Genomic DNA, 25,274 nt, shown 5'->3' with positions numbered 1-25,274 from the left:
AAAGTTGCTAAGTATAATAAGATCTTTTGTTAAAAGATTTTTGGGTTTTGGTATAGGGAAAAAACTTCTTTTGGGATATCTTATGCTCATTATCCTGATCCTGATAATCTCGGTTTATACCCTCTCAAATCTAGAAAGACTGAATTCTATAAATAATGAAGTTGTTAAGGTAGATGTTCCTTTGGTTGAGGCAACGGATGCTATGGTAGATAATCTTCTGAGTCAGGAGCTTTATGCCAAGCGTCATGTTATATTGAAAAGTCCGGAAATACTTGCTTTGTTCTGGGAAAAAAGCAGGGAGTTTGACGACCTTATAGACAAAATTGGCGCTTTGCAAAAATTAAAGGACGTATCTGTAGACCGGTTAACACAGCTTCATACCGAATATAAAAATCTATTTATAAAAGGAATTAAATATCAGAGCAAGCCTCCATATGCTTTTTCTGTGCAATACGACGAAGAAATAAAAGTGAAGCAGGAGCAGCTCATAAGTCTTATAACAAGCATTGGATTTAAGGCGAGGCAGGATCAGACCGAGAAAACAATGATCAGCACTGCAATTGGAGTTAAGACATTCAAGATGACGGCCATGATGTTTATTCTCAGCGTAGTTCTCGGAGTAACTTCCGCAATAGTAATCACAAAAAGCATAGCGAAGCCATTGTCTGCTTTAAAAGATGCAACAAGGCATATATCAGAAGGCAAATTCCAGACAATAACGGAAATAAAAAGCACGGATGAGCTTGGAGACCTTGCCAATGCCTTTAATAGAATGACAACGCGATTAAAAAAACTTGAAGAGATGTATCTTGATGCAAATCCTCTTACAAGACTTCCCGGAAATATTGCAATCGAGAATATTTTGAAGAAAAAAATAGAATCACATGCTATTTTGGCATTTTGCTTAATTGATCTCGATGATTTTAAGGCATTTAATGATAGATATGGCTATGCAAAAGGCAGTGAAATTATTAAGGCAACTGCAAAGATTATTGATGAGGCTGTATCTGAATTTGGATTAGCAGAAGATTTTACGGGACATATAGGCGGAGATGATTTTGTGCTTATATCAGAACCGCACAGATTCAGACCGATAGCCGAGAGCATAATCGAGAAATTTGATAAGATTGCGCCGACTTTTTACGACCCTGCAGATCTTGAACGCGGATACATAATAAGCAAGACACGACAAGGACAGCAGGCAAAATTTCCAATAATGTCTGTGTCAATTGCTGTTGTGACTAATCTGCAGAAAAATCTCATAAGCCCGATCCAAATAGGCGAGTTGGCAGCTGAATTAAAGGAATACGCCAAGAGCATCCCGGGAAGCGTATATGTGGTTGATAGGAGAAGAAAAGAGTCTGACAGGGAATCTGAGCAGGAACTTTCTGCTAATGTGGAAAACCTTGCAAAAAAACAATCTGAAAATGAAAAAACATGATTTTTTATTTTATAAAGGAAACAGGGCATGCTTTATTTTTTGTAATAATTATTTTTTTATTTTCCTGCACTGAATTTAACAAAAAGGATGATAGAGTTTTAACCACCACTGCGAAAACAGAAAATATACCTTCTGAAATTAAAAAGCTTGATGAAAACAAAAACGATTCTGATATGGATGTTCGTGCAAAGGTTCATCTCCGTCTGGCAGTGCTTTATTCGTCTTATAAAAATCCAAACCCGAATTATTATATGGCATTAAAAGAACTTGAGGCCTATATATTACTTGATCCTGATGGCGCAAAAAATGAAGAGATTCAAAACCTGCTTGGTCTTTTAAGGGAAATCGATAAAGCAAAACATAAGGCAGCGCAGATCATGAGAGAGAATAAAGAATTAAAAGACACTATGGAAAAATTAAAGGCTTTGGATATAAAAATGGAACAAAAAAGAAAAAAAGTGAAATAAATCTTTCAGCAGTAATTTATTCTGTTATCACATCGTTGGAGAGTTCGTTGGTATCACTTGAGACAGTTGGAAAATGTTTTTCAAACATATTTCCTACTTTTTTTATTGCATCACATAAGGCATCAGAAGCATGATTTTCAATAATCCCAACAGAAATGATATTTGCAAGACTGTTCAGCTTTTCCTGTTTAATCTTTTCATTTATACCTCTGTCGGCAAGCACCCAGACTTTTCTTTCGAACAAAGAAAGAAAAAACAATACGCCGGTATTCATTTTTGTTTTATACAGACCCTTTTCATAAAAAGCCCTGAGCGCTCGTTCTCTTACAGCATGATTTTTTCTTTTGCTTCCGATGAATGGAGCTTTCAGAAAAGGAAATTTTCTGCAGATAAACTTTAACGGGAAAAAGAAAATAAGATTTAAGGGGATATAAAACCATATGGATGATTCTAGTAAAACAGCCGTGACAATTAATGAACTTACACTGCTCAGGGCAGCAGCGGCAATTACTTCTGCATCTAAATAATTATCACTGCTGTCAACGACCATCACCGCAATTTCTCCGATTGTTCGCATTTCAGCTTTAGCAACAGCATCCTCTATTTTTTTGAGTTCTTCTTTAGAAAAAAATTTGACTGTTGTTGTTTTACGTTTCATTACCAATCGCCTGATGCTCCTCCTCCTCCAAAATCGCCTCCTCCTCCGTCAAATCCTCCGCCTCCTCCAATATCCACCCCGCCAAATCCTCCGCTTGACCATGGACCGCGGCTGCCATAATGTCTACTGCTGTTTGAAAACAGGATTGGAAGCAAACCTCCGATTACAACTCCGGCTAAGCCGAGTATAATCAGAGTGAAAACCCCTGACGAGCCTGCAATTGTAAGTTTTGCAAGCAAGGGAAGACTAATAGCTCCTGCTGCACTGCCTAAGATGCGGGAGATGCTTCCCATGATCAGCATAAAAATACCACTGAAGATAAGGAAAGTAAGAAAACGGGAAAGGTTCTCCTGTTTTTTAGGAGAAAATTTTTTTTCTGATTTGAATTCACCCTTAGCTGCAGCAATTAATGCCGCAACACCCGCAGTGAACCCTCCATCAAAATCACCTTTTTTAAAACTTGGACCTATAACACGGTCAATTATGCGCCCTGTTGCCAGATCCGTTAATGTTGACTCAAGTCCGCGTCCAACTTCAATGCGCATTTTCCTGTTGTTTTTCGCGGCAATGATTATGACTCCATTGTCTTTTCCCTTCTGCCCAATCTTCCATTTATCCGCAACTTTAATGCTGAAACTATCAATGACATCACCTTCAAGCGATGGAATTGTCAGGATAACTATCTGTGTTGAATCTGTTTGTTCGAATGTTTTTAGTTCTGCTTCAAGTTTTGTCTTTACAGAGGGTGATATCATTCCAGCGTAGTCATTAACATATCCCTGAAGTTTAGGGACGTCAAGGGCATGAGCAGAAAGAGTAAGCAAAAGGATAAAAGATAAAATAAAGGCAGGATATAGTATTTTAAGCGGTTTTTTTGCCTGCAACACGTATAGCAAAAATTTAAATATAAAAGCAGGCAAACCCTCGGAGGTCGTCTGCGACCGAGAATGTCGGTACGACTCTTCGAGAGCGAAAATACTATGTCCTGCCACACTCTTCAAATTAAAATTTAACCTGAGGAGCTTTTTCGGATCCTGTTTCAGCCTTAAACGGTTCTTTAAGTTTTAGCTGCAAGAGTACGGAGTTTGTGATGTTATTTGGGAATATCCTGATTGAAGTATTGAAAATCTCTACAGCCTTGTTATAGCGGGAACGTGCAACATTTATTCTGTTTTCTGTTCCTTCAAGCTGATGTTGTAGGTCTTTGAAATTCTGATTTGCTTTTAAATCGGGATATTTTTCTACAACAACCATAAGTCTTGAAAGTGCACTGCTCATTGCGCTCTGCGCTTCCTGAAACTGAGCGAATGCCTTTGGATCATTAACCATTTCTTTCGATATCTGGATGTTTCCGACCTTTGCCCTTGCTTCAGTTACAGCAATGAGTGTGTCCTTCTCATGTTTTGCGTATCCCTTTACAACCTCGACAAGATTTGGGATGAGATCGTTTCTCCTCTGGTAAGATGCTTCAACATCTCCCCATGCAGCTTTCACAGCTTCCTCATTTGCCTGCATTTTATTGTACCCGCAGCCTGAAATACTGAAAATCGACAGCAGTAATACAAATAAATATATTATTTTTTTCATTAAACCCTCCTGTTTTATTTTTTAGTTGAATTATTTTGACAAAAAACCCGGACAACCTTCAAATCCCTCACATCCCAATTTTCTCAAACGGCAGGATGGATTAATGCAAATAATGATCTTCTTCTTGTCTTTGTACGCTTCTGCGGATTTGACGGCCTTAACTTTATATTTTTTGTCAGATATTTTTTTTATTTGAATACCTTCTTGGCAGATGATATCTTTTCCAGTTTAGCTGTCTCTGCTTCAAGTTTCTTTATGCTTGAAATAACTGATTTGACCTTTGCATCATTGAGAGGATTTTTTATTTTGTTAATAGTGAGATCGTATATTTTCCCTCCGAGCTCCGTGAAATTTGAATGTATTTTCTGCTTGAGTTCGAATATTTTGTATCTTCTTTTCCCCTCCTCAGCCAATTCCCCTGCTTTTTCGACTGCCACTGCTGCGCCCTGCTTTACAGTAGAAACGCCTTCGTCAATTCCTTTTTTGATATCTTTCTTAATCTTGTCCCACAGAGTCATGATATCCTCCTTAAGGTAGTTTGTAATAGCTAAATTATAACAGAATTAAATAAAAATCCTTCTATTGAAAAGAGGATGAGGATATGTTAATCTTCATCGAAAATATACGGGAACTTATCAATGGTAAAAAATGACAGATGGATACGAGAGATGGCAGGGAAGGGCATGATAACTCCTTTTGATGCCGATCAGGTGAGAAAAGGAGTTATATCATACGGCGTGAGTTCTTACGGCTATGATATGAGGATAGCTGATGAATTCAAGATTTTTGAAATGAAAGAAAATGCTATCATTGATCCCAAAAATTTTGCCGAAACTCATTTTGTTGATTTCAAGGGAGATATCTGCGTAATTCCCGCAAATTCTTATATTCTTGCCCGTTCTTTTGAATATTTCAAAATTCCAAGGGATGTGCTTGTGATATGTCTTGGCAAATCAACATATGCACGCTCAGGGATTATTGTGAATGTAACTCCCCTTGAGCCTGAATGGGAAGGATATATAACTATCTCCATATCAAATACTGCGCCTGTTCCTGCAAAGCTTTATTCAAATGAAGGGCTCGCGCAGCTTATATTTCTTGGAGCGTCAGAGATGTGCGAAACTTCCTATGCTGATAAGGCAGGAAAATATCAGGCGCAAAAAGGGATAACAACTTCAAAAATATAAGGAGCAAATAATGCCCTGGAAAGAAAAGTTAATAGTTGCCCTTGATGTGTCAGATCCTGATTATGCAACCGAATTGGTTGATCAGTTCGGCACTCAGATAGAATTTTATAAAATAGGATTAGAGCTTTATACTGTTGCTGGGCCTAAAATAGTTGAAAAAATACAGAGGAAAAATAAAAAAATTTTTCTAGACCTCAAATTTCACGATATCCCCAATACAGTGATAAAGGCAGCTCTTGCAGCAACCAGACTCGGAGTTTATATGTTCAATATGCATACTTCAGGCGGGTTAGAGATGATGAAAAAATGCAGAGATGCTGTTGTTGAATTATGTCTTAAGGAAAATATGCCCAAGCCAAAGATGCTCGGCGTTACTGTGCTCACAAGCATATCCAATGAAGTTTTAAAAAGCGAACTTGGACTTCAGTACAGTCTGAGAACTCATGTCAGGCATCTTTCGGCTCTTGCGATGAAAGCAGGGCTTGATGGAGTTGTTGCATCTGGTCACGAAGTTGCTATGATACGAAATCACTGCCATAAGGATTTTGTGATCGTGACTCCTGGAATAAGGCCTTCTTGGGTTCCACCTGATGATCAGCAAAGAACAATGACACCGAGGCAGGCATTAAGAGAGGGAGCTGATTATCTTGTTATGGGGAGATCAATACTGAATTATCCTAATCCGCTCAAGGCGCTTGAATTAATATCTGTTGAAATGCTCACAGCATAAATTCGAGAGTCAAACATGATGAATATTGATGAGCTTTGCATAAACACTATCAGAACGCTTTCAATCGACATGGTGCAAAAAGCAAACTCAGGGCATCCTGGCATGCCTATGGGCGCAGCGCCGATGGCATATGCGCTATGGACAAGATTCCTGAAATTTAATCCGCAAAATCCTTCATGGTTTGACCGTGATCGTTTTATCCTCTCAGCAGGCCACGGTTCAGCGCTTCTTTATTCTCTGCTCTATCTTTCAGGCTATGATCTGTCACTTGATGAAATTAAGAACTTCAGACAATGGGGAAGCAAAACACCAGGACATCCTGAGTACGGGTTAACACCAGGAGTTGAAGCTACAACAGGGCCTCTGGGGCAGGGTTTTGGCAATGGGGTTGGAATGGCGATTGCAGAAAGATTTACTGGTTCAAAATTTAATCAATCTGACTGCGAACTTGTAAATCACTATACATATGCAATTGTCAGTGACGGAGATTTAATGGAAGGGATTTCATCTGAGGCAGCATCATTGGCAGGACATCTAAAACTCGACAAATTAATATATCTTTATGACAATAACAATATCTCTCTTGCAGGAGAAACTAGACTTACATTTACAGAGGATGTATGCAAAAGATTTGAATCATACGGCTGGCATGTCCAGAAAGTAGAAAACGGCAATGATATTGAAGCAATTTCTAATGCAATAGAAAATGCACGGAAAAATACAGATAAGCCTTCTTTTATATCAGTAAGAACTCATATTGGATTTGGCAGCCCTCATAAGCAGGATACGTTCGAAGCACACGGCTCTCCTCTTGGGAAAGAAGAAGTTTCTGCAACTAAAAAAAATCTCGGATGGGATTTTGAACAGGATTTTTATATCCCTGAAGAGACGCTGAAAATATTCAGAAAAGCAAAAGAACAAGGTTCAGGGTTAGAAAAAGAATGGAATATCAAACTGGAATATTACAGAAAAAAATATCCAGAGCTTGCTATGGAATTTGACGACACAATGAAATTAAAACTTCCTGATAATTGGGATAAAAACCTGCCTGAATTTTCTCCTGATCCAAAAGGCATTGCAACCCGCTCTGCCGGCAGTCAGACAATTAATGCTTTAGCGCTGAATATCCCATATCTTATTGGAGGCTCTGCTGATCTCAATCCTTCAACGAACACTGCTCTCAAAGGCAAAGGTAATTTTCAGCATCCATCTGATGAAAAAGAAAATATTCAGGGCGCAGTGTCTGGAGAGTGGGGTTATTCTGGATCGAATATTGCCTTTGGTGTCAGAGAACATGCAATGGCCAGCATATCCAGCGGCATAGCGCTTCATGGAGGCACAATACCCTTTGCAAGCACATTCCTTATCTTTTCCGATTATATGAGGCCTGCAATCAGACTTGCAGCTCTGATGAAACTTCATGTGATATATATTTTTACGCATGACTCGGTTGCTATTGGGGAAGACGGACCGACTCACCAGCCGATAGAACAGCTTTCGAGTTTGAGAGCAATCCCCGGGCTTATAGTAATGCGACCTGCTGATGCAAATGAGGTTTCTGAAGCATGGAAATTTGCGATTTCATACAAAAATGGACCTGTTGCAATCATACTCACAAGACAGAAGATACCTGTAATAGACAGAACAAAATATTATTCTGCTGAGGAATTTAAAAAAGGAGCTTATATACTGGCTGATTCTAAAAACATCAAGCCTGAACTTATTATTATTGCGACTGGTTCAGAAATCCATATTGCACTTAAAGCTTATGAAAAACTCACTGCTGAGGGAATAAATGTGCGCATTGTGAATATGGCTTCTGCCGAAATATTTGATGAACAACCTGAGGATTATAAAAACAAAGTTCTTCCTCAGAATATAAGCAGAAGAATTTCTATTGAGGCAGGTTCAACGCATGGCTGGCACAAATATGTTGGCTTAAATGGCGTTGTTATCGGAATAGATCATTTCGGAGCTTCTGCTCCCGGAGAAATACTTTTGGAAAAATTCGGATTCACTGTAGATAACATCATTCAAAAAGCAAAAGAACTTTTAAAGAGATAATAAATTTTAGGGAGGCAAAACAGTCCTTTCGCTCATTCTCGGTCGTATCGACCTCCGAGGTATTTTGCCTATCCGCAAAAGCGGATTATACGGCAAAATAAATCCGCTTAAGGACTGTTTCACCTCCCAAGTCAAATAATATGGAGGATTAATTGTCTCAGGAATTTAAAAACGCATTTTCATGCTGGAAAGAGATACTTTCTGATGTTGAAAAAAACAGAGAATTGCTTTCTGTAATAGAAAAGTTCGCAAGAGAAAACAAATCTCCGGCAAAAATTATTTTTGGAACCTCAGGATGGAGAGGCGAGACTGGCACAGACTTTACATTCAATAATCTTCGAATTGTAACATCGGCAATAATAGAGATGCTTAAAACTGATGATAAATCATTAAAGGATGCAATGGGCATCAAAAATTTTCAAGATGTGCAAAAGCGTGGGATTATTGTCGGGCATGACAACAGATTTCTGGGGCCTGAGTTTGCTTATGAAGTGATAGGCCTTCTGCAGAAACAGGGAATCAAAACCTGGTATGCAGGCGAAGCAGCAACACCTGAGTTTTCAGCAGGAATAGAAATGCTTAATGCCGCGTGCTCGATAAATCTTACACCCTCCCATAATCCTGCAAATTATTCAGGTTTTAAATTCAATCCATCTGACGGAGGGCCCGCAGGAACAGAGATTACATCAAAGATAGAAGAGATAAGCAATAGGATGATGAGAGATGCGAAAATAGTTCAGCCAGTCAACCCAAATAGTGTAGATAAGGTTGATCTCACCTCACTTTATATCAAATATATCGAACAAAGAAAAACTCTTGATTTAGAAAAAATCCGCAATTTTATAGATAAACAAGACTGCATAATCTGCATCGATAACGTGCACGGCGCTACAAGGGGGAAACTACAAAGAATACTTGGTAAAAGCAATAAGGTCATTTATCTAAGAACAGAGGATGATTTTTTATTCGGCGGAGTTGCTCCTGAGCCCTCATCAACTAATATGCTGGGAGTTGAAAAAGTTTTAAGAGAGAGCAAAGCAAAATTCAGGCTCGGAGTTGTTATGGATCCTGACGGTGACAGAATAAGACATACAGATCACAACATGCAGATACCAATGAATTATTTCGGTGCGATGGCATTTCATTTTTTGCATGTCCATAAAAAAATATCGGGAATCGGAGTAAAGTCAGCAGGCACAAGCAATCTCTTAAATGCAATAGCAGAAAAATGCGGAACTTATGTAGTAGAGACAAAGGTCGGCTTTAAGAATTTCCGGCCGTATCTTTTGCCAATATCAAATGAAAGGGCTGTTTGCGCATTTGAGGAATCAGACGGCATAACAGCCTACAATCACACACTTGAAAAAGATGCGATGTTCGGTTTGTTGCTTGCGATAGAGATGATGGCTGTAAGAGGAAAAAATCTGAACGAATATCTTCAAGACATAATGGATGAATTCGGCTATTATTATCCTGACCGTTCAGGGATTGCAGTTGCCCGTTCTCTTGCAGGAGAATCATTAATTAAAAAACTTTCTGTTATAAAAGAACATTACAAAATAGGCACAGAGATAAATATCGGAGAAACAAAAAAAATTATCAAAGATGTGATAACTATAGACGGAACAAAACTTGTCTTTGATGACGGCTCATGGCTGATGATAAGGCCCTCAGGCACAGAACCTAAGGTTCGTTTTTATATAGAGGCGCGCACAGAAGAGGGGAAGAATGCTGTATTTGAAGCAGCAGAGAGAATTACAAAAAAAGCATTGGAGATTATGTAATTTTTCCCCAATTAATTAAGAATGTCTATTAAGAATAAATTTTTGTGTGCTTGTAAAAAAACGGCTTTAGGATGTTTAGTCCTGCAACAGCAATTATCGGTTTAAAAAGCCACGAAGTAAATGTCCTGCTTCCCATGCAGCGTTTGCAGTAAGGATGAACGAATCTGAATTTTTTAAAGCCTTTCATGATCTCACCTAATCTAACAGATGAAAGGATTTCTTTTAAACTGGATTTGTGAAGATTGCCAATTGCTGTGCGGCCGTCAAAATCCATACAGCATAAAGTCACATCGCCATTATGAAGAATGGCAAAATGATCGCGCATACCAAAACAATAACCGCCCCATGCATCATGAATTTTTGTATCGCTGAATGCATGTCCCCAATCATCCAGAACATATGTTTCGAAAAACACATTTGGATAAATTTCAACAACATTCCATTTATAGGAGACAAGATTTTCAATGCGTTCAAGAAATTTTTCTTTTTTGTCACGCGCAATACCAAGCGAATCATAAATCTTGCCAGCCCAATAATTGAATGTATCCCTTAGCTCTCTTGTCGATGACATTACCTTTAATGAACCTGTTTTTTTCTCCATGTGTTTATTACGAAATCTTGTGTTAAGAAAACGGAATTTAAATATTGTCCCGGAATTTTTTTTGTGATATTCATTGAAAAAACTAAAAATACCGTTTAAATAATTCTCAAAAGTAATATTGCCGGCTTTTCTCAAGGCAAAAGACTGTTCATCTGGGGTCTGGAGAGAAATGTCTATCTGGTATAGGTTGTATTCCTGAAGTTTTTCTCCTGTTACTTTGCTAAGGCTACTTCCATTTGTTGTTAATCCCACTTTCATTTTTTGATTTTGAGCATGACTCAGAATTTTTAAAAAATCTCTGTGTAAAGTCGGTTCTCCCATTACATGAAAAGTTATTTTTTCGCAGATATTGTTTGAAGCTAATTCAGAGATTATATTTTTAGCAAATTCGGTTTCCATGTAACCATATGGCCTCTTCATCTCTGATTTAGGACAGAAGACACAGTTGAAATCACATACGTTTGTTAATTCTATGTGTACCCTCTTAAGAGGAATCTTTATATGCCCTAAGTTCTGTTTGTTCGAATTATTTTTCATTTTTTTAAAAACGACTTTGATTTTTTATTAAGTTTAACATAAAATTAAGTTATGTCTGAGGTTAAGATCAAGATAGAGGGAATGAGCTGTATGCACTGCGTAGGCAAGGTTAGACAGACGCTTCTGGGGCTTTCCGGTGTGCTTGATGCCCTTGTTGAGGTCGGCAGTGCATCTGTTACTTATGACGAGAAGAAAGTAAGCAGACATGATATTGAGTCGGCAATAATGAAAGCAGGCTACAAAATAGCGGCTTAAAAATATTGACTTGTTATTCTTCTGCAAACTTCCTGAGTATGTCTATTACTTTCACTTCATCAAAGGGTTTTAGAATATAGTGATTGGCTCCGGCATTCAGGCATTCTTTTACTCTGTCAATAGAATCAAGAGCACTGACCATTATTACCTTTACATCTTTGCTGAATGAACGGATCATCCTGAGAGTTTCTATCCCGCCAAGCTGAGGCATAATTATATCAAGCATAATTATGTCAGGCGATAGGCTTTTAAAAAGTTTTATGGCTTCAATCCCGCTGGCGGCTTCGCCGATGACGTTGTAGTTATTTTTCACTAGAAGTTCTTTAAGGGTGCGCCTTATGTTTTCTGAATCGTCTACGATCAGTATTTTCTTTTCTGACATAAGGATTATTTTAGCATATTTTATTTAATATCTCTTGTAGCCCTAAGCACTTCTTCAACTGTTGTGTCTCCTGCTATGATTTTTTTGATGCCGTCAAATCGCATATCTTTAAACCCTTTTTTAGTTGCTTCTTCTCTAAGGATATTCACAGATGCCTTGTTTGTTATCAACTCCCTGATTTTTTCATCAACAACCAGTATTTCATGTATTCCTGATCTGCCTTTGTATCCAGTGTGTTTGCAGTTATCGCAGCCCATACCTTTATAAAATTTTATATTTTCTGTATGACTGTCAAAACCAATGGCGTTGAGTTCTATCTCTGTGGGTGTGTAATCTTGTTTGCATTTAGGGCAAATTTTTCTTACAAGTCTCTGGGCAAGAATGCCTAATAAAGACGGCGCAAGAAGAAATGGTTCAACACCCATGTCTGTCAGCCTGGTTATTGAGCTTGGCGCATCATTTGTATGGAGTGTGCTGAATACCAGATGGCCTGTAAGAGCTGATTCGGCAGCTATTGCTGCGGTCTCAGGATCTCTTATTTCACCGATCATTATTATGTCAGGGTCCTGTCTGAGGATTGTTCGTAAGGCATTTGCAAATGTCAGGTCTTTTTTAGGATTCACTTGAACCTGATTAATTATTGGCAGCTGGTATTCGATGGGGTCTTCTACAGTGATAATATTTTTGGTTATCGAATTGACCTCATTCAGCGCAGCATACAGGGTTGTAGTTTTGCCGCTTCCCGTAGGCCCTGTTACAAGGATAATCCCATAAGGCTCTCTGATCATATCCAGAAATGCCGCAAGGTTTTTTTCCGAGAAACCGAGATCGTCTATTTTTACTCTCACTGCATCCCTATGAAGGAGCCTCATAACCACTTTTTCACCATAGAATGTCGGTAGAATAGAAACCCTGATATCCATCTCGTCTTTATCCATTTTTATCTGTATGCGTCCATCCTGTGGTTTTTGTCTCTCGGCAATGTTAAGTGATGAAAGGATTTTTATCCTTGATACTATTCCAGGCTGAGTCCTCACAGGGTGTTGTGTGTATTCATGAAGAATCCCGTCAACTCTGAACCTTACGCTTACTTTTGTGGCGCTTGGCTCAATATGAATGTCACTAGCGCCTTCTTCTACAGCCTCAATAAGAATGCGGTCAACGATTTTTACAATCGGCATTTCACCGCCGGCTAATCTCAGCGCATCAATTTCAGATCGTGTGATTGCTGTAATCTTGGTTTCTGACTGAGGTTCTGCGATGAGGGATTCAATTTTTCTAGAATAATTTTTATTTATTGCTTTTGTAATCTCTGAATATACTGCCATGACAGGTACTACCTTATGTCCTGTCTCTGAGCTGATTATGTCGAGCAGGGTTATGTCTGTAGGGTCCGAGATGGCTACTGTAAGTTCATCCTCAATCTTGAAGAGCGGCATGATATTAAATTTTTTTGCCATGTTTTCTGTGACAAGATCTATTACTTCTGATTTTATCCTCATGCCTTCGATAGTCATTACAGGCAAGTTAAACTGTATGCCAAGCGCTTTTGTTATATCTTCTTCTGTTAAGTATCCCAAGTCTATGAGATAGCTCCCGATTCTCTTCTGGTCTGAAGGATGAGCCTTCTGTTCGGCAAGCGCAGTTTTAAGTTGTTCTTTGGTTATAATTCCCTGTTGAATAAGTATGTCACCGAGTTTTAAATTGAGTTCTTTAGAAAGCATTATTTTTCCTTGTTGTTTTTCCCCTCATTCCCAGCTTCAAAAATATTATCAATTACATTCTGGGAAATCTCGTCATCGCCTCTGATATCTTTAGCCCTGGGTTTTACTGCTCCTTTTTGAGAAGTTGTGGAGATCAATTCATTCATTTCATCAGAAGAATACTTTCCTCGCGATATGTTTTCTTGTTGTGATAAAGCGCTGTTAGTTCCAGATCTTTTAGCCTCTGATATATTGGTTCCGCACCCGCCGCAGTACCTGTCGTTCAGGTCATTATGAAACCCGCAATTAGAGCAGAAATTTACAATAAGCACTCCGCATTTTTTACAGAAACTTCTTCTCTCTGAATTGTCTGTTGAGCATTTATAGCAAATCATTTTTCACTCCTTGTTTCCAGACTTGGTTAATATTTTACAGTAATTTTTATTAAATTGTTAACATAACAGGCAGTTTTTTGAAAAATAATATTAGCTCGATTTTTGAACTGCAGAAAGATTATACTGAGATATTGCTATGATAAGAAATACATTCAGCCTTTTAAACGGAATCGGCGAAAAAATTGAGAGAAGACTCTGGGACAGCGGGATTCTCACATGGGATGATTTTATCAAAACACCTCAGCCCTTGTGCATTAATCCAGAAAGAAAGCCTGTATTTGACCACCTGCTTTCGACTGCTTCAAAAGAACTCGACAAATCAAATGCCGAATATTTTGCATCAGCGGTAAAGAGAAAAGAACATTGGAGACTCTACGATGTTTTCAAGAATGACGCAGTATGTCTTGATATAGAGACGAATGGATTTATGCCTGACAAGGGCGGTTATGCAACAATGGTAGGTCTTTATAATGGATATGATTACAAATGTTTTATAAAAGGCATTGATCTTACCGCTGAAAACCTGATGAATGAGCTCTCAGCGTATAAATATCTTATAACTTTTTATGGCGTGGCATTCGATATCCCGTTTCTTCTTAGGACAATGCCTGATTTAAAGTTCGATATCCCGCATTTTGATCTCTGTTTCAGCGCAAAAAAAATCGGATTCACAGGAGGTTTCAAAAAACTGGAGGAAGAACTTGGCGTTAAGAGAGACGAATCTGTAAAAGGGATGAATGGTTATGATGCTGTCAGGATCTGGGAATATTATATCAGGACTGCTAACAAAGAACATCTTGATCTGCTAAAGATTTACAATAAAGAAGATACAGTTAATCTTCATAATATTGCAGACACAATTTATCGGCAGTTGCGAGCACAGACAGGGATAGACAAGTATCTGCAGTAATCTGATAAAATTTTTCATAGTCATTCCTTCAAAAAATATAATGTCAATATCTTATTTAATATTAAGAGTTAGGACAATTGTATTTTTGCAATTCTAAACGTATATATTGTAAAATTTGAAAAATAGATGAATGAAGATAAGATTAAATTAACATCTAAGTTTGTAAAGGAACTTACATCTAAGGTTTCTATTGAAGGTAAGGAATATCTGGTTCAGACAGAAAACTCTGGCGCCAAAAGACCTCTTGTTGTAACAAGAATATATCTTCAAGGTAAGGTTCTTTCCACTTCTCAAATATCTTCGGATATCGATAATGAAGAACAGCTTCACGAGTTCATGAATGAAAAGCACCATCTCACGATTGAGGCGCTTAAGAAAGAGAAAACAAAAAAATTAGATTTGAGAATGTCTTCAGAAGAATATGTGACCAGTGTGAAGACCCTGTTGGCGAAAAAAAATCATAAAAGCGCACTGGAATTGCTTAATGAAGGATTGCTTGTTTATCCCGATGACCCTTTCCTTCTCTCATATTACGGATGCTTTGTTGCTGTTGTTAATAAGAACTTCAAGTTGGGGATTGAGATATGCAAAAGAGCGATACAAGAACTGGACATTCGGATGCCTTTCGGCCAAGAATTCTTTTACCCCTTTTTTTACTTAAATCTTGGGAGGGTATACATCGCGGCAGGCAGAAAACAGAATGCAGCAGACATTTTTCGTAAAGGTCTTAAAATAGACGCCAGTAATTACGATATTATCGCTGAACTTAAAAAACTAGGCATAAGAGGAAAGCTGCCTGTGCCTTTTTTGAAAAGATCAAATCCTTTGAACAAATATTTAGGGATGTTTATACATAAAACAACAAAACTATACGTTGCTAGGTTATTTTAAGTATTCTTCTTAATATTTTACCTGTCACTGTTCCTTTTGCGGTTAATGCTCCATAAGGACATACTTCGATACAGCAATAACATCTAATGCATTTTTTATAATCGAAATGAAGTCTATTGCTTTTAGCGGTTATTGCCTTGGCAGGACAGAACTTCCAGCATTTTCCGCAGAATCTGCATAATGATTCATTCTGCACAGGGCGCTGAACAATATGTTTTCTCATGAATCTGTGAATTTTTTTCGGTCCAAAGATTAGCGGTGTTATCTCAGGCAGTTCATATTTTTTTATATTGGGGATATCACCATCTATTATTGAACTTTTTGTTAACCCTAATTCTCTTGCAGCCAGATTAGTTGGTAGTTCATCAGGGATTAACCCCAACATTTTGGCAATAGAAGCATCAAGCGATACGGCATCGGCGCTTGCAAGTAAAATGCCTAATTCTCTGGGGATCCCGCTTTTCCCAGGTCCCTGTCCCTCCATTGCCAGTATCCCGTCGATTATGGTTACAGTGGGATTTACGGCTTTGTGTATCTGGACAATGAGCTTTGCAAACAAATCTCTGTCGATCCCAACCCTGAAATGCCACTCTGGTTTTTTCATCCCAACAATGCATCCAAATGTATTTTTAACACCTAAAGTAAGAAGCATCTGCGCATGTGTTTTTAATTTTGGAAGATTGATGAATACATCTGCATTCATGGCATCTTCAGCAATATCAATTTTACCGAAAGGCTCTCCGATATCAACTTTTACGGATTTTCTAAATTCCCTGAATTCAACATCCATTCTGTTAAATTCATCTTTTATCCCAGTTTCAATAATTATTTTTTCAAATGAGGCCATAGGCGGACTGTCTGATATTAAGACTCGTCCGCCTTTATCGAGTGTATACTCTGCAACGCTTTTTATTACTAGAGGATGTGTGATGATTGCCGTTTCAGGAGGTTCGGGAGATAGAAGATTAGGCTTGATAAGAACTTTTGAATTTTTATTTATCAAATGACCACAGGTTAAATCCATTAATTCATAAATAACAGGTTTCAGCAGCGCATAGTCATAACTTGCTTTTCTGATAAAAACTTTTGACATGAGGAGGGTTTTGTCAGCCCTTTATGGAAATCTTTTTTATAGAAGTTATTGATGCCAGATTTGTCAGAATTGTTTTTATCTGACCGCTGTATTTTAATGATGTGTTTATTTCATATGTAATTTCTTTTTTAATAGTGTCTTTTTCGTAGTCGATATTCTTTATATGAAGATATGGGACGGTAATCTGGGTTATGACTGTATCGATATCAAGACTGTCTTCAGCAGTTATAGTTATGTTTCTGTATATGAGTTTGGGCATCTTTTTTTCGATCATTCTGAGGAATAAAAGGGCGAAGAGAGTAATTCCGCATGATAATATTCCAGCAAGATAGAATCCTGCACCGACAGACAGTCCAATCGCAGAGACCATCCACAAGCATGCAGCAGTAGTAAGTCCCTGCACAGTTGCTCCTGTTTTCAGGATAACACCAGCGCCTAGAAATCCCACACCCGTTATTGCACCTGCTGCAATTCTGCCCGGATCAACTCGGACATAGGATGGATTCATGAAGCTTAGATGCTGATAATATTCAGACACGATCATAAGCAGAACTGACGCTATACATACGAGCATCTGAGTTCTAAACCCCGCCTGTCTTCCATGAGTCTGTCTTTCAAACCCAATTATCCCGCCCAAAACAGCGCCGAGCAACAGACGAATTGTTATCTCTATTTCTGATATCATGGAATAATTATATCAACTTTTTGTAAATTTTCACTGAAAATCATTCTTTATCAAAGCTCTTCATGTCAATAAATGGGATAGCACCTCCTGTAATTTTCGGAAGTTTGCCGTCCCATTTTTCTATTGCCTTTATGTTTGCCTCTATTTGTCTCAGTTTTATAAGCTGTGGTGTGACATTTTCCTTTTGGAGCCTTAATGCCTCTGCCTCTGCCTTTGCACTGGCTATTTTCTGCTCTGCTTCAATTTTTATTCTTTCAAGGTCTCTCTGTGCTTTTAATGCTAATTGTTCTGCTGTTTGTTTTGATTCGATTGCCTGTGCAAATTGCTGGGAGAACTTGAAGTTAACTATCGAAAAATCATCGACTATGATGTTATAACCCACCAGACGCTGTTTTAATAAATCTTTGATTTCATATCTTACTTTTTCCCTTTGTGTTATCAGTTCAACAGCAGTGTATTTTGCAGTAATTGCTTTTACAACTTCCTGAACAGCCGGGTCAATTATGCGTTCTTTATATCCGATTCCGATGTTCTGATATATCCAGTTTGCTTTCTCAGGAAGTATGTGATAATTAACGGCAATGATCGAATGTGTGTCCTGAAGGTCTTTTGATACAGACTCTGCCTCTGTCTGTGACTTGTGAACCTTCACATCTATTTTTATGACCTTTTGCATTATCGGTATCCTGATATGAAGTCCTTCATTCATTACATTTGGCTGTACAGCGCCAAAATTCAATACTACTCCTCTTTCTCCGGCTCCTACTATTACAAAAGGGTTGATAATAAGGAATACGATTAATCCAATAACTAGAAAAAAGATTATTTTGATTAAATTAAATCCTTTTGTAGTCTTGTTTTTGATTATGTCGATGATATTGTTGCTGTCCATAATTCCTCCTTGTTTGAAACAATCGAAATCCATTTAATTATATGACAGATAACATCTTATTTAAAGATAATTTTATCCAGCATATTGCACTTATTATGACGTGTGATATAATTTATCTAAGATTTACTGCTGCTGTATCTTGGAGGTGTAATGAGCCAGACAGAGATAATGATTTTTATAGGAATTGGTTTTCTTATAGTATTTGGTTTGCTCTTGTACGTTCTCTATGAATTACGAAGAGTAGCAAAAATGGTTACAGGCTTTATAAAAGTTACTGAGGATACAATAAAACCAGCCTTGGAAGAATTCCAGCAGACCATGAAAAGTCTGCGAAAAATTACCGATGACATAAATGCGCTTACCGGAGATGCAAGGAGCATCACTGGAGGTTTGAGAAATATTGGACACAGCATCAGAAGTATTGTTGAGGTTGTTAATGAAGCTACTGCTGGCGCATCCTTAAAGGTTCTCGGACTGAGAGCCGGCATTAAGTCAACAATAGTGTACTTGTTTAAAAATATTTTTTTAAGAAAAGGAGATTAGATTATGAAAGATGAAAGCGGCTATGGCGCAGGTTCAGTTTTTCTGTCTTTTTTACTTGGAGGAATTGTTGGAGCAGGGGCAGCTCTTTTGCTTGCTCCTCAATCCGGTCGTGAGACAAGGCAGAAGATTAGGGAATTTGCAGATGAGATCAAAGACAAAGTCGGAGATTCAGTAGAAAAGGGGAAGGACTTTTTCGAGGAAAGAAAAACAGTTCTCAGCGCAGCTATTGAAGCAGGGCAAAAGGCATATGAGAACGAAAAAAAGAAATTTAAAGGATAATGTATAACAGTAGAGACCCATACTATTTAAGATGATAAATAATAATATGCTGCGATACGCAAGGTTTTTAGCTGTTTTATCTTTATTTTCTTTTTTGTATGCATGTACTACTGCTAAAGATGAGATAAAGCCGCCGCCAAAACCTGCAAAGATTGCGGTCGTGCTTGGCGCAGGAGCATCAAAAGGATTTGCCCATATAGGTGTACTAAAGGTTCTTGAAGCAAACAAGGTTCCTATCCATATGATAATTGGAACAAGCGCCGGTAGTTTTGTAGGAGCACTATATTCATATGGGTACAATGCATTTGAGCTTCAGAAGATTTCATTTGCTATAGAAAAGGGCGATATTGTTGATCTGTTCTTGCCTGACAATGGATTTATAAAAGGCGAGAAGCTTCAGGATTATGTGAACAAAACAATCAGAAATACCCCTCTCGAAAAACTAAAGATTCCTTTTTATGCAGTTGCGACAGATATACAAGCCGGCAAAGAGATGATATTTGGAACAGGCAACACAGGAATTGCCGTAAGGGCAAGCTGTTCTATCCCTGGGATATTCAAACCGGTAAATATTTTAGGGAAGATGTATGTTGACGGCGGCGTTGTCAGTCCTGTTGCTGTTGATGCTGCAAAGATGCTTGGTGCGGATATTGTGATTGTAGTGGATATATCAGGAGATGTTGATACAACTTTGCCTCAAAGCACTATTGAAACGATACTACAGTCAATTAACATCATGTACTCCAAGCTCTCTGCGATACAGCTTGCGAAAGCTGATATTGTGATAAAGCCCAAGGTCGGCTACATAGCAAGTTCTGATTTTTCGAAAAGACACGAAGCAGTTCTTGAAGGCGAAAAAGCTGCATTTGAAGCTATGTCTAAGATTCAGGAAATAATAAACCGCCTGAAACAAGAAGGAAGACTGAATTAGAATTTCTTTGGTATTTTTAAACTGAAAATCTTTCCTGAAATCTAAGCTTCATTAACCTGTCAGAGAAGTGTGTATAATATTCACTATATGAATATTGTAGAAGTAAAAAATCTTGTCAAAGACTATGGGCATTTTAGAGCAGTTAACCATCTGAATTTCGAGATAAAGAAAGGCGAATGTTTTGGTTTTCTCGGGCCTAACGGAGCCGGCAAGACAACAGTTATGGGCATCATCTACTGTTTTATGCTCCCTACATCAGGAGATGTTAGTGTTTTTGGCATTAACGTTACTGAAAATCCAAGCAAAATAAAATCCATGATAGGTGTGATGCCTCAGGATGATAATCTTGATCCTGACCTGACTGTTATCGAAAACCTGATAGTGTATGCAAGATATTTTGATATTCTTAAAAATAAATCTACTGGTCTTGCGAGAGAATTGCTGGATTTTGTAGAACTCAGCGAAAAAGCCGACTCAAAAGTTATAAGTCTTTCTGGCGGAATGAAACGCAGACTGATTCTGGCGCGAGCCCTTATAAACAATCCTGAACTTATGATCCTTGATGAGCCTACAACAGGACTTGATCCTCACAGCAGAAGAGCAGTATGGGAAAAACTCGAACAGCTAAAAAGGAAAAATACTACTCTTATTCTTACAACGCATTATATGGAAGAAGCAGAAAATCTTTGCGATAGGGTTGCTATAATGGACAAGGGGAAAATAGTAACTATAGACTCTCCTGAAAATCTTATGAGTATGCATAATGCTACACTTGAAGGTGTTTACCTGAAGCTGACAGGGAGGACGCTTGAAGGTTAAAAGGGCATTCAGGGTCTGGCAGCGGCATCTCAAGGTTTATACAAAACTTTACAAATCAAGCATCGCTCTTAATTTTGTAGAGCCCATACTCTATCTCACAGCGCTTGGTCTTGGACTTGGAGTATATGTTCAGCAGATAAACGGAGTGCCGTACATTAAATATATCGCTCCTGGAATAATCGCTTCTTCAGCAATGTTCGCTGCTATATATGAATGTACTTACGGAACATATGTAAGAATGACTTTTCAGAAAACATTTGATGCAATACTTGCAACACCGGTTAATATTGACGATCTTGTAGCTGCGGAGATGATGTGGGGAGCGTCAAAAAGTCTGCTTTATGGATCTACAATAATCATTGTTATATCGCTCTTCGGGCTTGTTGATTCGCCTATGATACTTCTTGCGCTGCCTTTTATTTTTTTGAACGGATTAATATTTGCGGAAATATCAATGGTATTTGTTTCAGTCGTCCCGGGTATAGACTCTTTTAATTATTTTTACACACTTTTCATGACCCCGATGTTTCTGTTCTCAGGAATTTTTTTCCCTGTTGAGACCCTGCCAAAGATTGTTGCAGATATTGCATTCTTTATGCCCTTATATCATTTTGTGAATGTCTGCAGGTCATTGTCATCAGGAAGCATATCTAGCGCATTGCCAGACATGATATGGATAATTGCTGTATTTTTGATGCTTATTCCTTTGCCGTTTAAATTGATGAAAAAAAGAATTCTAAAGTAGAAACTTAGTTTGGTCGGGGCGACCCGATTTGAACGGGCGACCACACGGTCCCGAACCGTGTGCGCTACCAGACTGCGCTACGCCCCGATAAAGAATAATAAAATCATGCTGTATGAAAGTCAAGAATTGAGATTTCGTTATTATTTCCTCAAAAATCTTTGATAATCAACAAGCTCTTCTGTCGGTCTTGCATGAATATATTTAAATTCAGAAGTTTTTACCATTTTATGATCACGATGTTTGCCTGAACTGCCAAGACAATAACGGCAGGCTCTCAATGGTTCCTGTGAGCTGAGATATTCTGATAAATCACGCAAAATATTTGGAGAATCAGTAATTCTTACTCCATCTCTTTTATAATCGTATCCAGCTTTACTATCTAGAATTCTTGGTATATATATGCATTGAGGGCATTTGAAAAAATATCCTTCATGAATAGACTGACATCCCCAAAGATTTGCAAGTCTGCAGTTTTTATATATCAGCCTTATTAGTTCAGCATTAGTTGTTCCGATTGTTGAAAAGGTGATCCGAAATTTTTTGTATGGACTTATAACAAGCTTGACCTTGTGTTTTACTGCTGATTGTTTAATGTCAGGCAGATATTTTTTCAGAATTGATTTTGTCTCAGGATATATGGAGAGTTCAACTTCATCCAGCTCTCTCCATATATCATCTGACATCCTATTCAAAAATATTCCGTTTGTAACTAACGCCAGGTGTTTGCAGATATTGCTTTTCCTAACTGCCCGGATCAGTAAAAGTAAATCGGGATGCAGCAAAGGTTCGCCACCAACAATTTTTAGAGCATGAGACCTGTAATATTTTGAGAGGATAGAAAGAGCATCAAATATAGAGTCCGGATCTGCCTTAGAGCTGCCGGCTGCTGATGCTGCATGATTGCAGTCCATGCAGGAAATATTACAATAATCCACTGCGTTGATTTCGCAGCTGTAAGGCGGTGAAATTTTTCCATCGGATATACTAAAACAATGCCAACTTTCTTTTTGTTTATTATTGTATAAATTCGTAATTAATCGGGATGCAGTAGAGAATTTATTATGGAATTTTAACAAGATGCTTCGATATATTTTTTCCCAAATATTCGTTTTATCAAGCAAATTGATTAAATCCTAATGAACTTTTTTTCTTGTTTTTTATCTTCGTTATTAGTCTTAGAACTAAAAAAACCGCAAGGCTTTTATCATCTGAAACTTTCCAAAATCTTCTTAAAAAAAATGGAAATTTTAGCATGAGTTTTAGATTTCCTTTGCTTCTGGATGTCCTAACATGCCTGAACCAAAGATAGCAGATATCTCTTATAAGACTTCTCGGCCTGCCGTTCATCCAAAATTCCATACGCTCGGTCAGAGAAGGATTAAGCTTTCTAAGGTTTGATGTTATATCTGACGGAAGCGGTGTATTGAATACTTCATGGAGATAACCAAGTGTTTTTTTTAAGGACATGACAAGGCATCTGCTGCGGGCTTCATGAAATAATCGTTGCCAATTTATATTTGAACCTGTTTCTTGCATGAGCATAATTGAATCAGGAATCCATCGTAAAGGCGCAACAATATTCCATCGTGCACCATGAACAAGTATATGAAAAAGTTGGTCAGTATGAGAGAGGACTGAAACGTTGCCTCCGTCTAAATCTATTGTTTTTATGCTGTTTATAAAATTATAATCATTTTCAGCATATCCTGATTCAGCCATAATGTGCCAATGAAGATCAAGTTCTACGCCAGAATCATCTATCAATGTGCATGCATGTCTGACCAGCAGATCTGATTCGTCAGGTATAGAAGCAACAGGTGTCCAGCCGTTTTTCTGTAAGATATTGATGGTTTTTATTGCGTTTTTTTGTTGAACCATCAGATCAAAATCATTCATAGGACGCAATGCCCAATCTTTATAGTATAAAGGAACTAGAGCTGCACCCTTTAACAATATTGCCGGTAAATTATTGGTTTTTAGGAGACCTAATACTTTGTTTATACGGTTACGAATGAGGCGATTCTTGTACCATGTCATTCTGTAAAATCCTTTATATATGTTTATAGCAGGATGCTGCACATTATGTTTAACAAGATTTTTGTAAAGCATAGGCAGTAAACGCTGTGAACCAGCATCAAGAGTATCAAAGTCTACAGAAGCTGCCCATTCATGCCATGCTTTAATGGCATTTTCACCTTTAAGAAGTGATGCCTTAAGGAGCAACTCCTGTTCTGGCGTCGGCCAGAAATATCCATCTTTAATATCGTTAATTCGCGTAGTCACTTTAATTTCTTTCTTTAATTTCAGCAGACCGTCGCCTGTCGAGTGATGTTTTAAGAATTCGAAGATAATCTTTTCTTGAATCTCTTTCTGTTATGCCGGTATTTGAATCATGAATGCGTCTTTTTAATAACACTTCAGATGCCAGGCAGCTTTTGAGTCCATAATCTACAGCCCTAGAATACCAATCGATGAATTCACCAATCTTGAACTTAGAATTAAAGAGTCCTACCCTAAAAAAAGACCTTTTCTTTACGAGCATTGTGCCCGGAAGGTATCCGGGCATAGAGTCAGCTATCATATATATTCTTTCTCTTTGTGATGCTTTTAGCTCGGGACTATAGAATTGTTTTACATGTCCGAAAACCATATCCAAGTCTGGCAAGGTTTTGAATATTGAAGTCTGGATTTCAAGCTTATCTTTTGTCCATAAATCATCAGCGTCAAGGAATGCAATGAGTTCTCCGGTCGAGAATTTTATCCCTGTGTTTCTGGCAGATGGAGCTCCTTGCTTGGATTGATATAAATGTTTAACATTTTTATAAGAATTTAAAATCTCTTCAGTTCTGTCTGTGGATCCGTCATTGATTACAATTATTTCAATATTTTTGTATTTTTGCGTGATTACGCTTTCAATAGCTTCTACTATGTAACGTTCACCGTTGTACACAGGTATAATTACACTGATCAATGGACTTTCAATCATGTCTTCTTTCGCTTTCATATTATGAATTATAATTTTTATCCCTGCGGGGATTTATAATATCGATTTCAGATGGGCTATTTGAAAGTCCACAAAGAAATGGCCAACACACATATCCATGGTATTCAGAACTTCTCTTAGGACTGGTCAGTTTGTTTAATATACCGTCAACAGCGTAGCGTATCGGAAAAGCTTTTTGGAGAAGAAAGCCTGCGCCGCGGAAACTTATTGCGTAGCAGACTGCACCTCCACCTTCATTACAGCCTCTCCATACATGTTCGCTGATTTTTCTTCTGTGGATATCATTATGCTGCCCGGAGCCGACACTTATATTGCTGTGAAAGTGTATAATGTCCCAGTCAGAAGTCTCATTTGCGTCTGTCCGCCATATAATATCGTCTTCGCAGATCAAGACTTTTTTCAAATTCTGCTGAACAATGAGCTCCCATATCTTTTGATGACTAAGATAACAGCCGACTTCTCCTTGTGTGAGTTCTCTTTGTTCCCAATCGTTCCACTTAAGACTTCCTTCAGCTTTCATTTTCCTGATATCAATGGACATTCCATCAACAGCTTCTATCAGATGGGCATTTTTAATATTCATCTTGCCTATTTGAAAAAGAGACGAAGCCCTTCGTTTGAACGAACGCAGCATATTTATTATAAATATTTTTTCAAAATGATCGCTTATCATAATAAATATTTATAAAAA

Annotated in this window: 29 protein-coding genes and 1 tRNA gene; 14 read left to right on the top strand and 16 right to left on the bottom strand. The window is 38.0% G+C overall.

The annotated features are described in order from the left end of the window. Positions 1-4: 4 nt before the first annotated feature. Both LLF28_08475 and LLF28_08470 read left to right on the top strand, forming a co-directional pair. Entirely contained in the window at positions 5-1,441 is a 1,437-nt protein-coding gene (locus LLF28_08475; protein MCE5195463.1) for a diguanylate cyclase, read from the top strand. Further along, a complete protein-coding gene (locus LLF28_08470) occupies positions 1,438-1,908 on the top strand; it encodes a hypothetical protein (GenBank protein ID MCE5195462.1) in 471 nt (156 codons plus the stop codon). Before LLF28_08475 ends, LLF28_08470 begins: the two co-directional genes overlap by 4 nt. 16 nt (positions 1,909-1,924) lie before the next feature. Here the strand turns inward: LLF28_08470 and LLF28_08465 are convergent, their stop codons facing one another. The 4 genes from LLF28_08465 to LLF28_08450 all read right to left on the bottom strand — a co-directional run bounded on the left by LLF28_08465 (position 1,925) and on the right by LLF28_08450 (position 4,671). Further along, a complete protein-coding gene (locus LLF28_08465; protein ID MCE5195461.1) occupies positions 1,925-2,566 on the bottom strand; it encodes a hypothetical protein in 642 nt (213 codons plus the stop codon). After that, a complete protein-coding gene (locus LLF28_08460; protein MCE5195460.1) occupies positions 2,566-3,450 on the bottom strand; it encodes a TPM domain-containing protein in 885 nt (294 codons plus the stop codon). The genes LLF28_08465 and LLF28_08460 overlap by 1 nt, the downstream gene beginning before the upstream one ends. Positions 3,451-3,568: 118 nt before the next feature. Next, the gene (locus tag LLF28_08455) at positions 3,569-4,153 is read right to left on the bottom strand and encodes a LemA family protein (GenBank protein MCE5195459.1); all 585 of its coding nucleotides are present in this window, start codon (positions 4,151-4,153) and stop codon (positions 3,569-3,571) included. Between the two features lie 188 nt (positions 4,154-4,341). After that, positions 4,342-4,671, bottom strand: coding sequence for a hypothetical protein (locus LLF28_08450; protein MCE5195458.1), 330 nt, complete (start codon positions 4,669-4,671; stop codon positions 4,342-4,344). A gap of 120 nt (positions 4,672-4,791) precedes the next feature. Here LLF28_08450 and dcd point away from each other — a divergent pair, with 120 nt between their 5' ends. The 4 genes from dcd (at position 4,792) to LLF28_08430 (ending at position 9,918) form a co-directional block, all read left to right on the top strand. Further along, positions 4,792-5,340, top strand: coding sequence for a dCTP deaminase (gene dcd / locus LLF28_08445; protein MCE5195457.1), 549 nt, complete (start codon positions 4,792-4,794; stop codon positions 5,338-5,340). A 10-nt stretch (positions 5,341-5,350) separates the two neighbouring features. After that, positions 5,351-6,070: an orotidine-5'-phosphate decarboxylase gene (pyrF, locus tag LLF28_08440; protein ID MCE5195456.1), complete on the top strand. Its 720-nt coding sequence runs from the start codon at positions 5,351-5,353 to the stop codon at positions 6,068-6,070. 15 nt (positions 6,071-6,085) lie between these two features. Continuing rightward, the gene (gene tkt, locus LLF28_08435) at positions 6,086-8,134 is read left to right on the top strand and encodes a transketolase (protein ID MCE5195455.1); all 2,049 of its coding nucleotides are present in this window, start codon (positions 6,086-6,088) and stop codon (positions 8,132-8,134) included. A gap of 152 nt (positions 8,135-8,286) precedes the next feature. Continuing rightward, on the top strand, positions 8,287-9,918 hold the full coding sequence (locus LLF28_08430; GenBank protein MCE5195454.1) for a hypothetical protein: 1,632 nt from the start codon (positions 8,287-8,289) through the stop codon (positions 9,916-9,918). A 28-nt stretch (positions 9,919-9,946) separates the two neighbouring features. On the opposite strand, the gene LLF28_08425 is transcribed toward LLF28_08430, so the two are convergent. Further along, positions 9,947-11,056 (bottom strand): radical SAM protein, encoded by a 1,110-nt coding sequence (locus LLF28_08425; protein ID MCE5195453.1) that lies wholly within the window; start codon positions 11,054-11,056, stop codon positions 9,947-9,949. Between the two features lie 51 nt (positions 11,057-11,107). Between LLF28_08425 and LLF28_08420 the strand changes: the two genes are divergently transcribed. Next, positions 11,108-11,311 carry a cation transporter gene (locus LLF28_08420; GenBank protein MCE5195452.1) on the top strand — a complete coding sequence of 68 codons (204 nt, stop codon included), beginning with the start codon at positions 11,108-11,110 and terminating at the stop codon, positions 11,309-11,311. A gap of 13 nt (positions 11,312-11,324) precedes the next feature. Here the strand turns inward: LLF28_08420 and LLF28_08415 are convergent, their stop codons facing one another. The 3 genes from LLF28_08415 to LLF28_08405 are packed head-to-tail and all read right to left on the bottom strand — an operon-like array spanning position 11,325 to position 13,791. Beyond that, complete coding sequence (locus LLF28_08415; GenBank protein ID MCE5195451.1) at positions 11,325-11,693, bottom strand: response regulator; 369 nt, start codon at positions 11,691-11,693, stop codon at positions 11,325-11,327. Between the two features lie 20 nt (positions 11,694-11,713). Beyond that, the gene (tadA, locus tag LLF28_08410) at positions 11,714-13,417 is read right to left on the bottom strand and encodes a Flp pilus assembly complex ATPase component TadA (protein MCE5195450.1); all 1,704 of its coding nucleotides are present in this window, start codon (positions 13,415-13,417) and stop codon (positions 11,714-11,716) included. Next, on the bottom strand, positions 13,417-13,791 hold the full coding sequence (locus LLF28_08405) for a zinc ribbon domain-containing protein (GenBank protein MCE5195449.1): 375 nt from the start codon (positions 13,789-13,791) through the stop codon (positions 13,417-13,419). Before LLF28_08405 ends, tadA begins: the two co-directional genes overlap by 1 nt. Before the next feature lie 136 nt (positions 13,792-13,927). Here LLF28_08405 and LLF28_08400 point away from each other — a divergent pair, with 136 nt between their 5' ends. Continuing rightward, the gene (locus tag LLF28_08400) at positions 13,928-14,701 is read left to right on the top strand and encodes a ribonuclease H-like domain-containing protein (GenBank protein ID MCE5195448.1); all 774 of its coding nucleotides are present in this window, start codon (positions 13,928-13,930) and stop codon (positions 14,699-14,701) included. 126 nt (positions 14,702-14,827) lie between these two features. Further along, positions 14,828-15,592, top strand: coding sequence for a hypothetical protein (locus tag LLF28_08395; protein ID MCE5195447.1), 765 nt, complete (start codon positions 14,828-14,830; stop codon positions 15,590-15,592). Here the strand turns inward: LLF28_08395 and LLF28_08390 are convergent. The 3 genes from LLF28_08390 to LLF28_08380 are packed head-to-tail and all read right to left on the bottom strand — an operon-like array spanning position 15,579 to position 18,262. After that, positions 15,579-16,685, bottom strand: coding sequence for a DUF362 domain-containing protein (locus LLF28_08390; protein ID MCE5195446.1), 1,107 nt, complete (start codon positions 16,683-16,685; stop codon positions 15,579-15,581). The genes LLF28_08395 and LLF28_08390 overlap by 14 nt on opposite strands. Before the next feature lie 13 nt (positions 16,686-16,698). Further along, on the bottom strand, positions 16,699-17,370 hold the full coding sequence (locus LLF28_08385) for an MgtC/SapB family protein (protein ID MCE5195445.1): 672 nt from the start codon (positions 17,368-17,370) through the stop codon (positions 16,699-16,701). Between the two features lie 40 nt (positions 17,371-17,410). Further along, positions 17,411-18,262, bottom strand: a complete 852-nt coding sequence (locus LLF28_08380; protein MCE5195444.1) for a prohibitin family protein — start codon at positions 18,260-18,262, stop codon at positions 17,411-17,413. Positions 18,263-18,412: 150 nt separating this feature from the next. On the opposite strand from LLF28_08380, the gene LLF28_08375 reads away from it, so the two are divergent. From LLF28_08375 to LLF28_08355, 5 genes are all read left to right on the top strand, one after another. Further along, positions 18,413-18,805: a DUF948 domain-containing protein gene (locus LLF28_08375; GenBank protein ID MCE5195443.1), complete on the top strand. Its 393-nt coding sequence runs from the start codon at positions 18,413-18,415 to the stop codon at positions 18,803-18,805. A 3-nt stretch (positions 18,806-18,808) separates the two neighbouring features. Beyond that, positions 18,809-19,084, top strand: a complete 276-nt coding sequence (locus tag LLF28_08370; GenBank protein MCE5195442.1) for a YtxH domain-containing protein — start codon at positions 18,809-18,811, stop codon at positions 19,082-19,084. A 46-nt stretch (positions 19,085-19,130) separates the two neighbouring features. After that, complete coding sequence (locus tag LLF28_08365; protein ID MCE5195441.1) at positions 19,131-20,015, top strand: patatin-like phospholipase family protein; 885 nt, start codon at positions 19,131-19,133, stop codon at positions 20,013-20,015. A gap of 87 nt (positions 20,016-20,102) precedes the next feature. After that, complete coding sequence (locus LLF28_08360) at positions 20,103-20,834, top strand: ABC transporter ATP-binding protein (protein MCE5195440.1); 732 nt, start codon at positions 20,103-20,105, stop codon at positions 20,832-20,834. Continuing rightward, positions 20,824-21,579, top strand: coding sequence for an ABC transporter permease (locus LLF28_08355; protein MCE5195439.1), 756 nt, complete (start codon positions 20,824-20,826; stop codon positions 21,577-21,579). Before LLF28_08360 ends, LLF28_08355 begins: the two co-directional genes overlap by 11 nt. Positions 21,580-21,589: 10 nt before the next feature. On the opposite strand, the gene LLF28_08350 is transcribed toward LLF28_08355, so the two are convergent. The 5 genes from LLF28_08350 to LLF28_08330 form a co-directional block, all read right to left on the bottom strand. Next, positions 21,590-21,666 (bottom strand) — tRNA-Pro (locus LLF28_08350). 53 nt (positions 21,667-21,719) lie between these two features. After that, the gene (locus tag LLF28_08345; protein ID MCE5195438.1) at positions 21,720-22,514 is read right to left on the bottom strand and encodes a 4Fe-4S cluster-binding domain-containing protein; all 795 of its coding nucleotides are present in this window, start codon (positions 22,512-22,514) and stop codon (positions 21,720-21,722) included. 178 nt (positions 22,515-22,692) lie between these two features. Further along, a complete protein-coding gene (locus LLF28_08340) occupies positions 22,693-23,862 on the bottom strand; it encodes a nucleotidyltransferase family protein (protein MCE5195437.1) in 1,170 nt (389 codons plus the stop codon). 1 nt (position 23,863) lies between these two features. Beyond that, positions 23,864-24,583, bottom strand: a complete 720-nt coding sequence (locus LLF28_08335) for a glycosyltransferase family 2 protein (protein MCE5195436.1) — start codon at positions 24,581-24,583, stop codon at positions 23,864-23,866. Position 24,584: 1 nt separating this feature from the next. After that, positions 24,585-25,256, bottom strand: coding sequence for a glycosyltransferase family 25 protein (locus LLF28_08330; protein MCE5195435.1), 672 nt, complete (start codon positions 25,254-25,256; stop codon positions 24,585-24,587). Positions 25,257-25,274 lie beyond the last annotated feature (18 nt).

Source organism: Nitrospiraceae bacterium, from assembly GCA_021373015.1.
Taxonomy (GTDB): domain Bacteria; phylum Nitrospirota; class Thermodesulfovibrionia; order Thermodesulfovibrionales; family UBA1546; genus JAJFTJ01.
Note: the sequence above shows the minus strand (reverse complement) of the source record. Positions and strands in the feature narration are given on the sequence as shown.

Coding starts and splice junctions, on each gene's coding strand:
- LLF28_08470 (MCE5195462.1), top strand. CDS start 1,438: ATGATTTTTTATTTTATAAAGGAAACAGGGCATGCTTTATTTTTTGTA.
- LLF28_08465 (MCE5195461.1), bottom strand. CDS start 2,566: ATGAAACGTAAAACAACAACAGTCAAATTTTTTTCTAAAGAAGAACTC.
- LLF28_08455 (MCE5195459.1), bottom strand. CDS start 4,153: ATGAAAAAAATAATATATTTATTTGTATTACTGCTGTCGATTTTCAGT.
- LLF28_08450 (MCE5195458.1), bottom strand. CDS start 4,671: ATGACTCTGTGGGACAAGATTAAGAAAGATATCAAAAAAGGAATTGAC.
- dcd (MCE5195457.1), top strand. CDS start 4,792: ATGGTAAAAAATGACAGATGGATACGAGAGATGGCAGGGAAGGGCATG.
- pyrF (MCE5195456.1), top strand. CDS start 5,351: ATGCCCTGGAAAGAAAAGTTAATAGTTGCCCTTGATGTGTCAGATCCT.
- tkt (MCE5195455.1), top strand. CDS start 6,086: ATGATGAATATTGATGAGCTTTGCATAAACACTATCAGAACGCTTTCA.
- LLF28_08425 (MCE5195453.1), bottom strand. CDS start 11,056: ATGAAAAATAATTCGAACAAACAGAACTTAGGGCATATAAAGATTCCT.
- LLF28_08420 (MCE5195452.1), top strand. CDS start 11,108: ATGTCTGAGGTTAAGATCAAGATAGAGGGAATGAGCTGTATGCACTGC.
- LLF28_08415 (MCE5195451.1), bottom strand. CDS start 11,693: ATGTCAGAAAAGAAAATACTGATCGTAGACGATTCAGAAAACATAAGG.
- tadA (MCE5195450.1), bottom strand. CDS start 13,417: ATGCTTTCTAAAGAACTCAATTTAAAACTCGGTGACATACTTATTCAA.
- LLF28_08405 (MCE5195449.1), bottom strand. CDS start 13,791: ATGATTTGCTATAAATGCTCAACAGACAATTCAGAGAGAAGAAGTTTC.
- LLF28_08400 (MCE5195448.1), top strand. CDS start 13,928: ATGATAAGAAATACATTCAGCCTTTTAAACGGAATCGGCGAAAAAATT.
- LLF28_08395 (MCE5195447.1), top strand. CDS start 14,828: ATGAATGAAGATAAGATTAAATTAACATCTAAGTTTGTAAAGGAACTT.
- LLF28_08390 (MCE5195446.1), bottom strand. CDS start 16,685: ATGTCAAAAGTTTTTATCAGAAAAGCAAGTTATGACTATGCGCTGCTG.
- LLF28_08385 (MCE5195445.1), bottom strand. CDS start 17,370: ATGATATCAGAAATAGAGATAACAATTCGTCTGTTGCTCGGCGCTGTT.
- LLF28_08380 (MCE5195444.1), bottom strand. CDS start 18,262: ATGGACAGCAACAATATCATCGACATAATCAAAAACAAGACTACAAAA.
- LLF28_08375 (MCE5195443.1), top strand. CDS start 18,413: ATGAGCCAGACAGAGATAATGATTTTTATAGGAATTGGTTTTCTTATA.
- LLF28_08370 (MCE5195442.1), top strand. CDS start 18,809: ATGAAAGATGAAAGCGGCTATGGCGCAGGTTCAGTTTTTCTGTCTTTT.
- LLF28_08365 (MCE5195441.1), top strand. CDS start 19,131: ATGCTGCGATACGCAAGGTTTTTAGCTGTTTTATCTTTATTTTCTTTT.
- LLF28_08360 (MCE5195440.1), top strand. CDS start 20,103: ATGAATATTGTAGAAGTAAAAAATCTTGTCAAAGACTATGGGCATTTT.
- LLF28_08335 (MCE5195436.1), bottom strand. CDS start 24,583: ATGAAAGCGAAAGAAGACATGATTGAAAGTCCATTGATCAGTGTAATT.
- LLF28_08330 (MCE5195435.1), bottom strand. CDS start 25,256: ATGATAAGCGATCATTTTGAAAAAATATTTATAATAAATATGCTGCGT.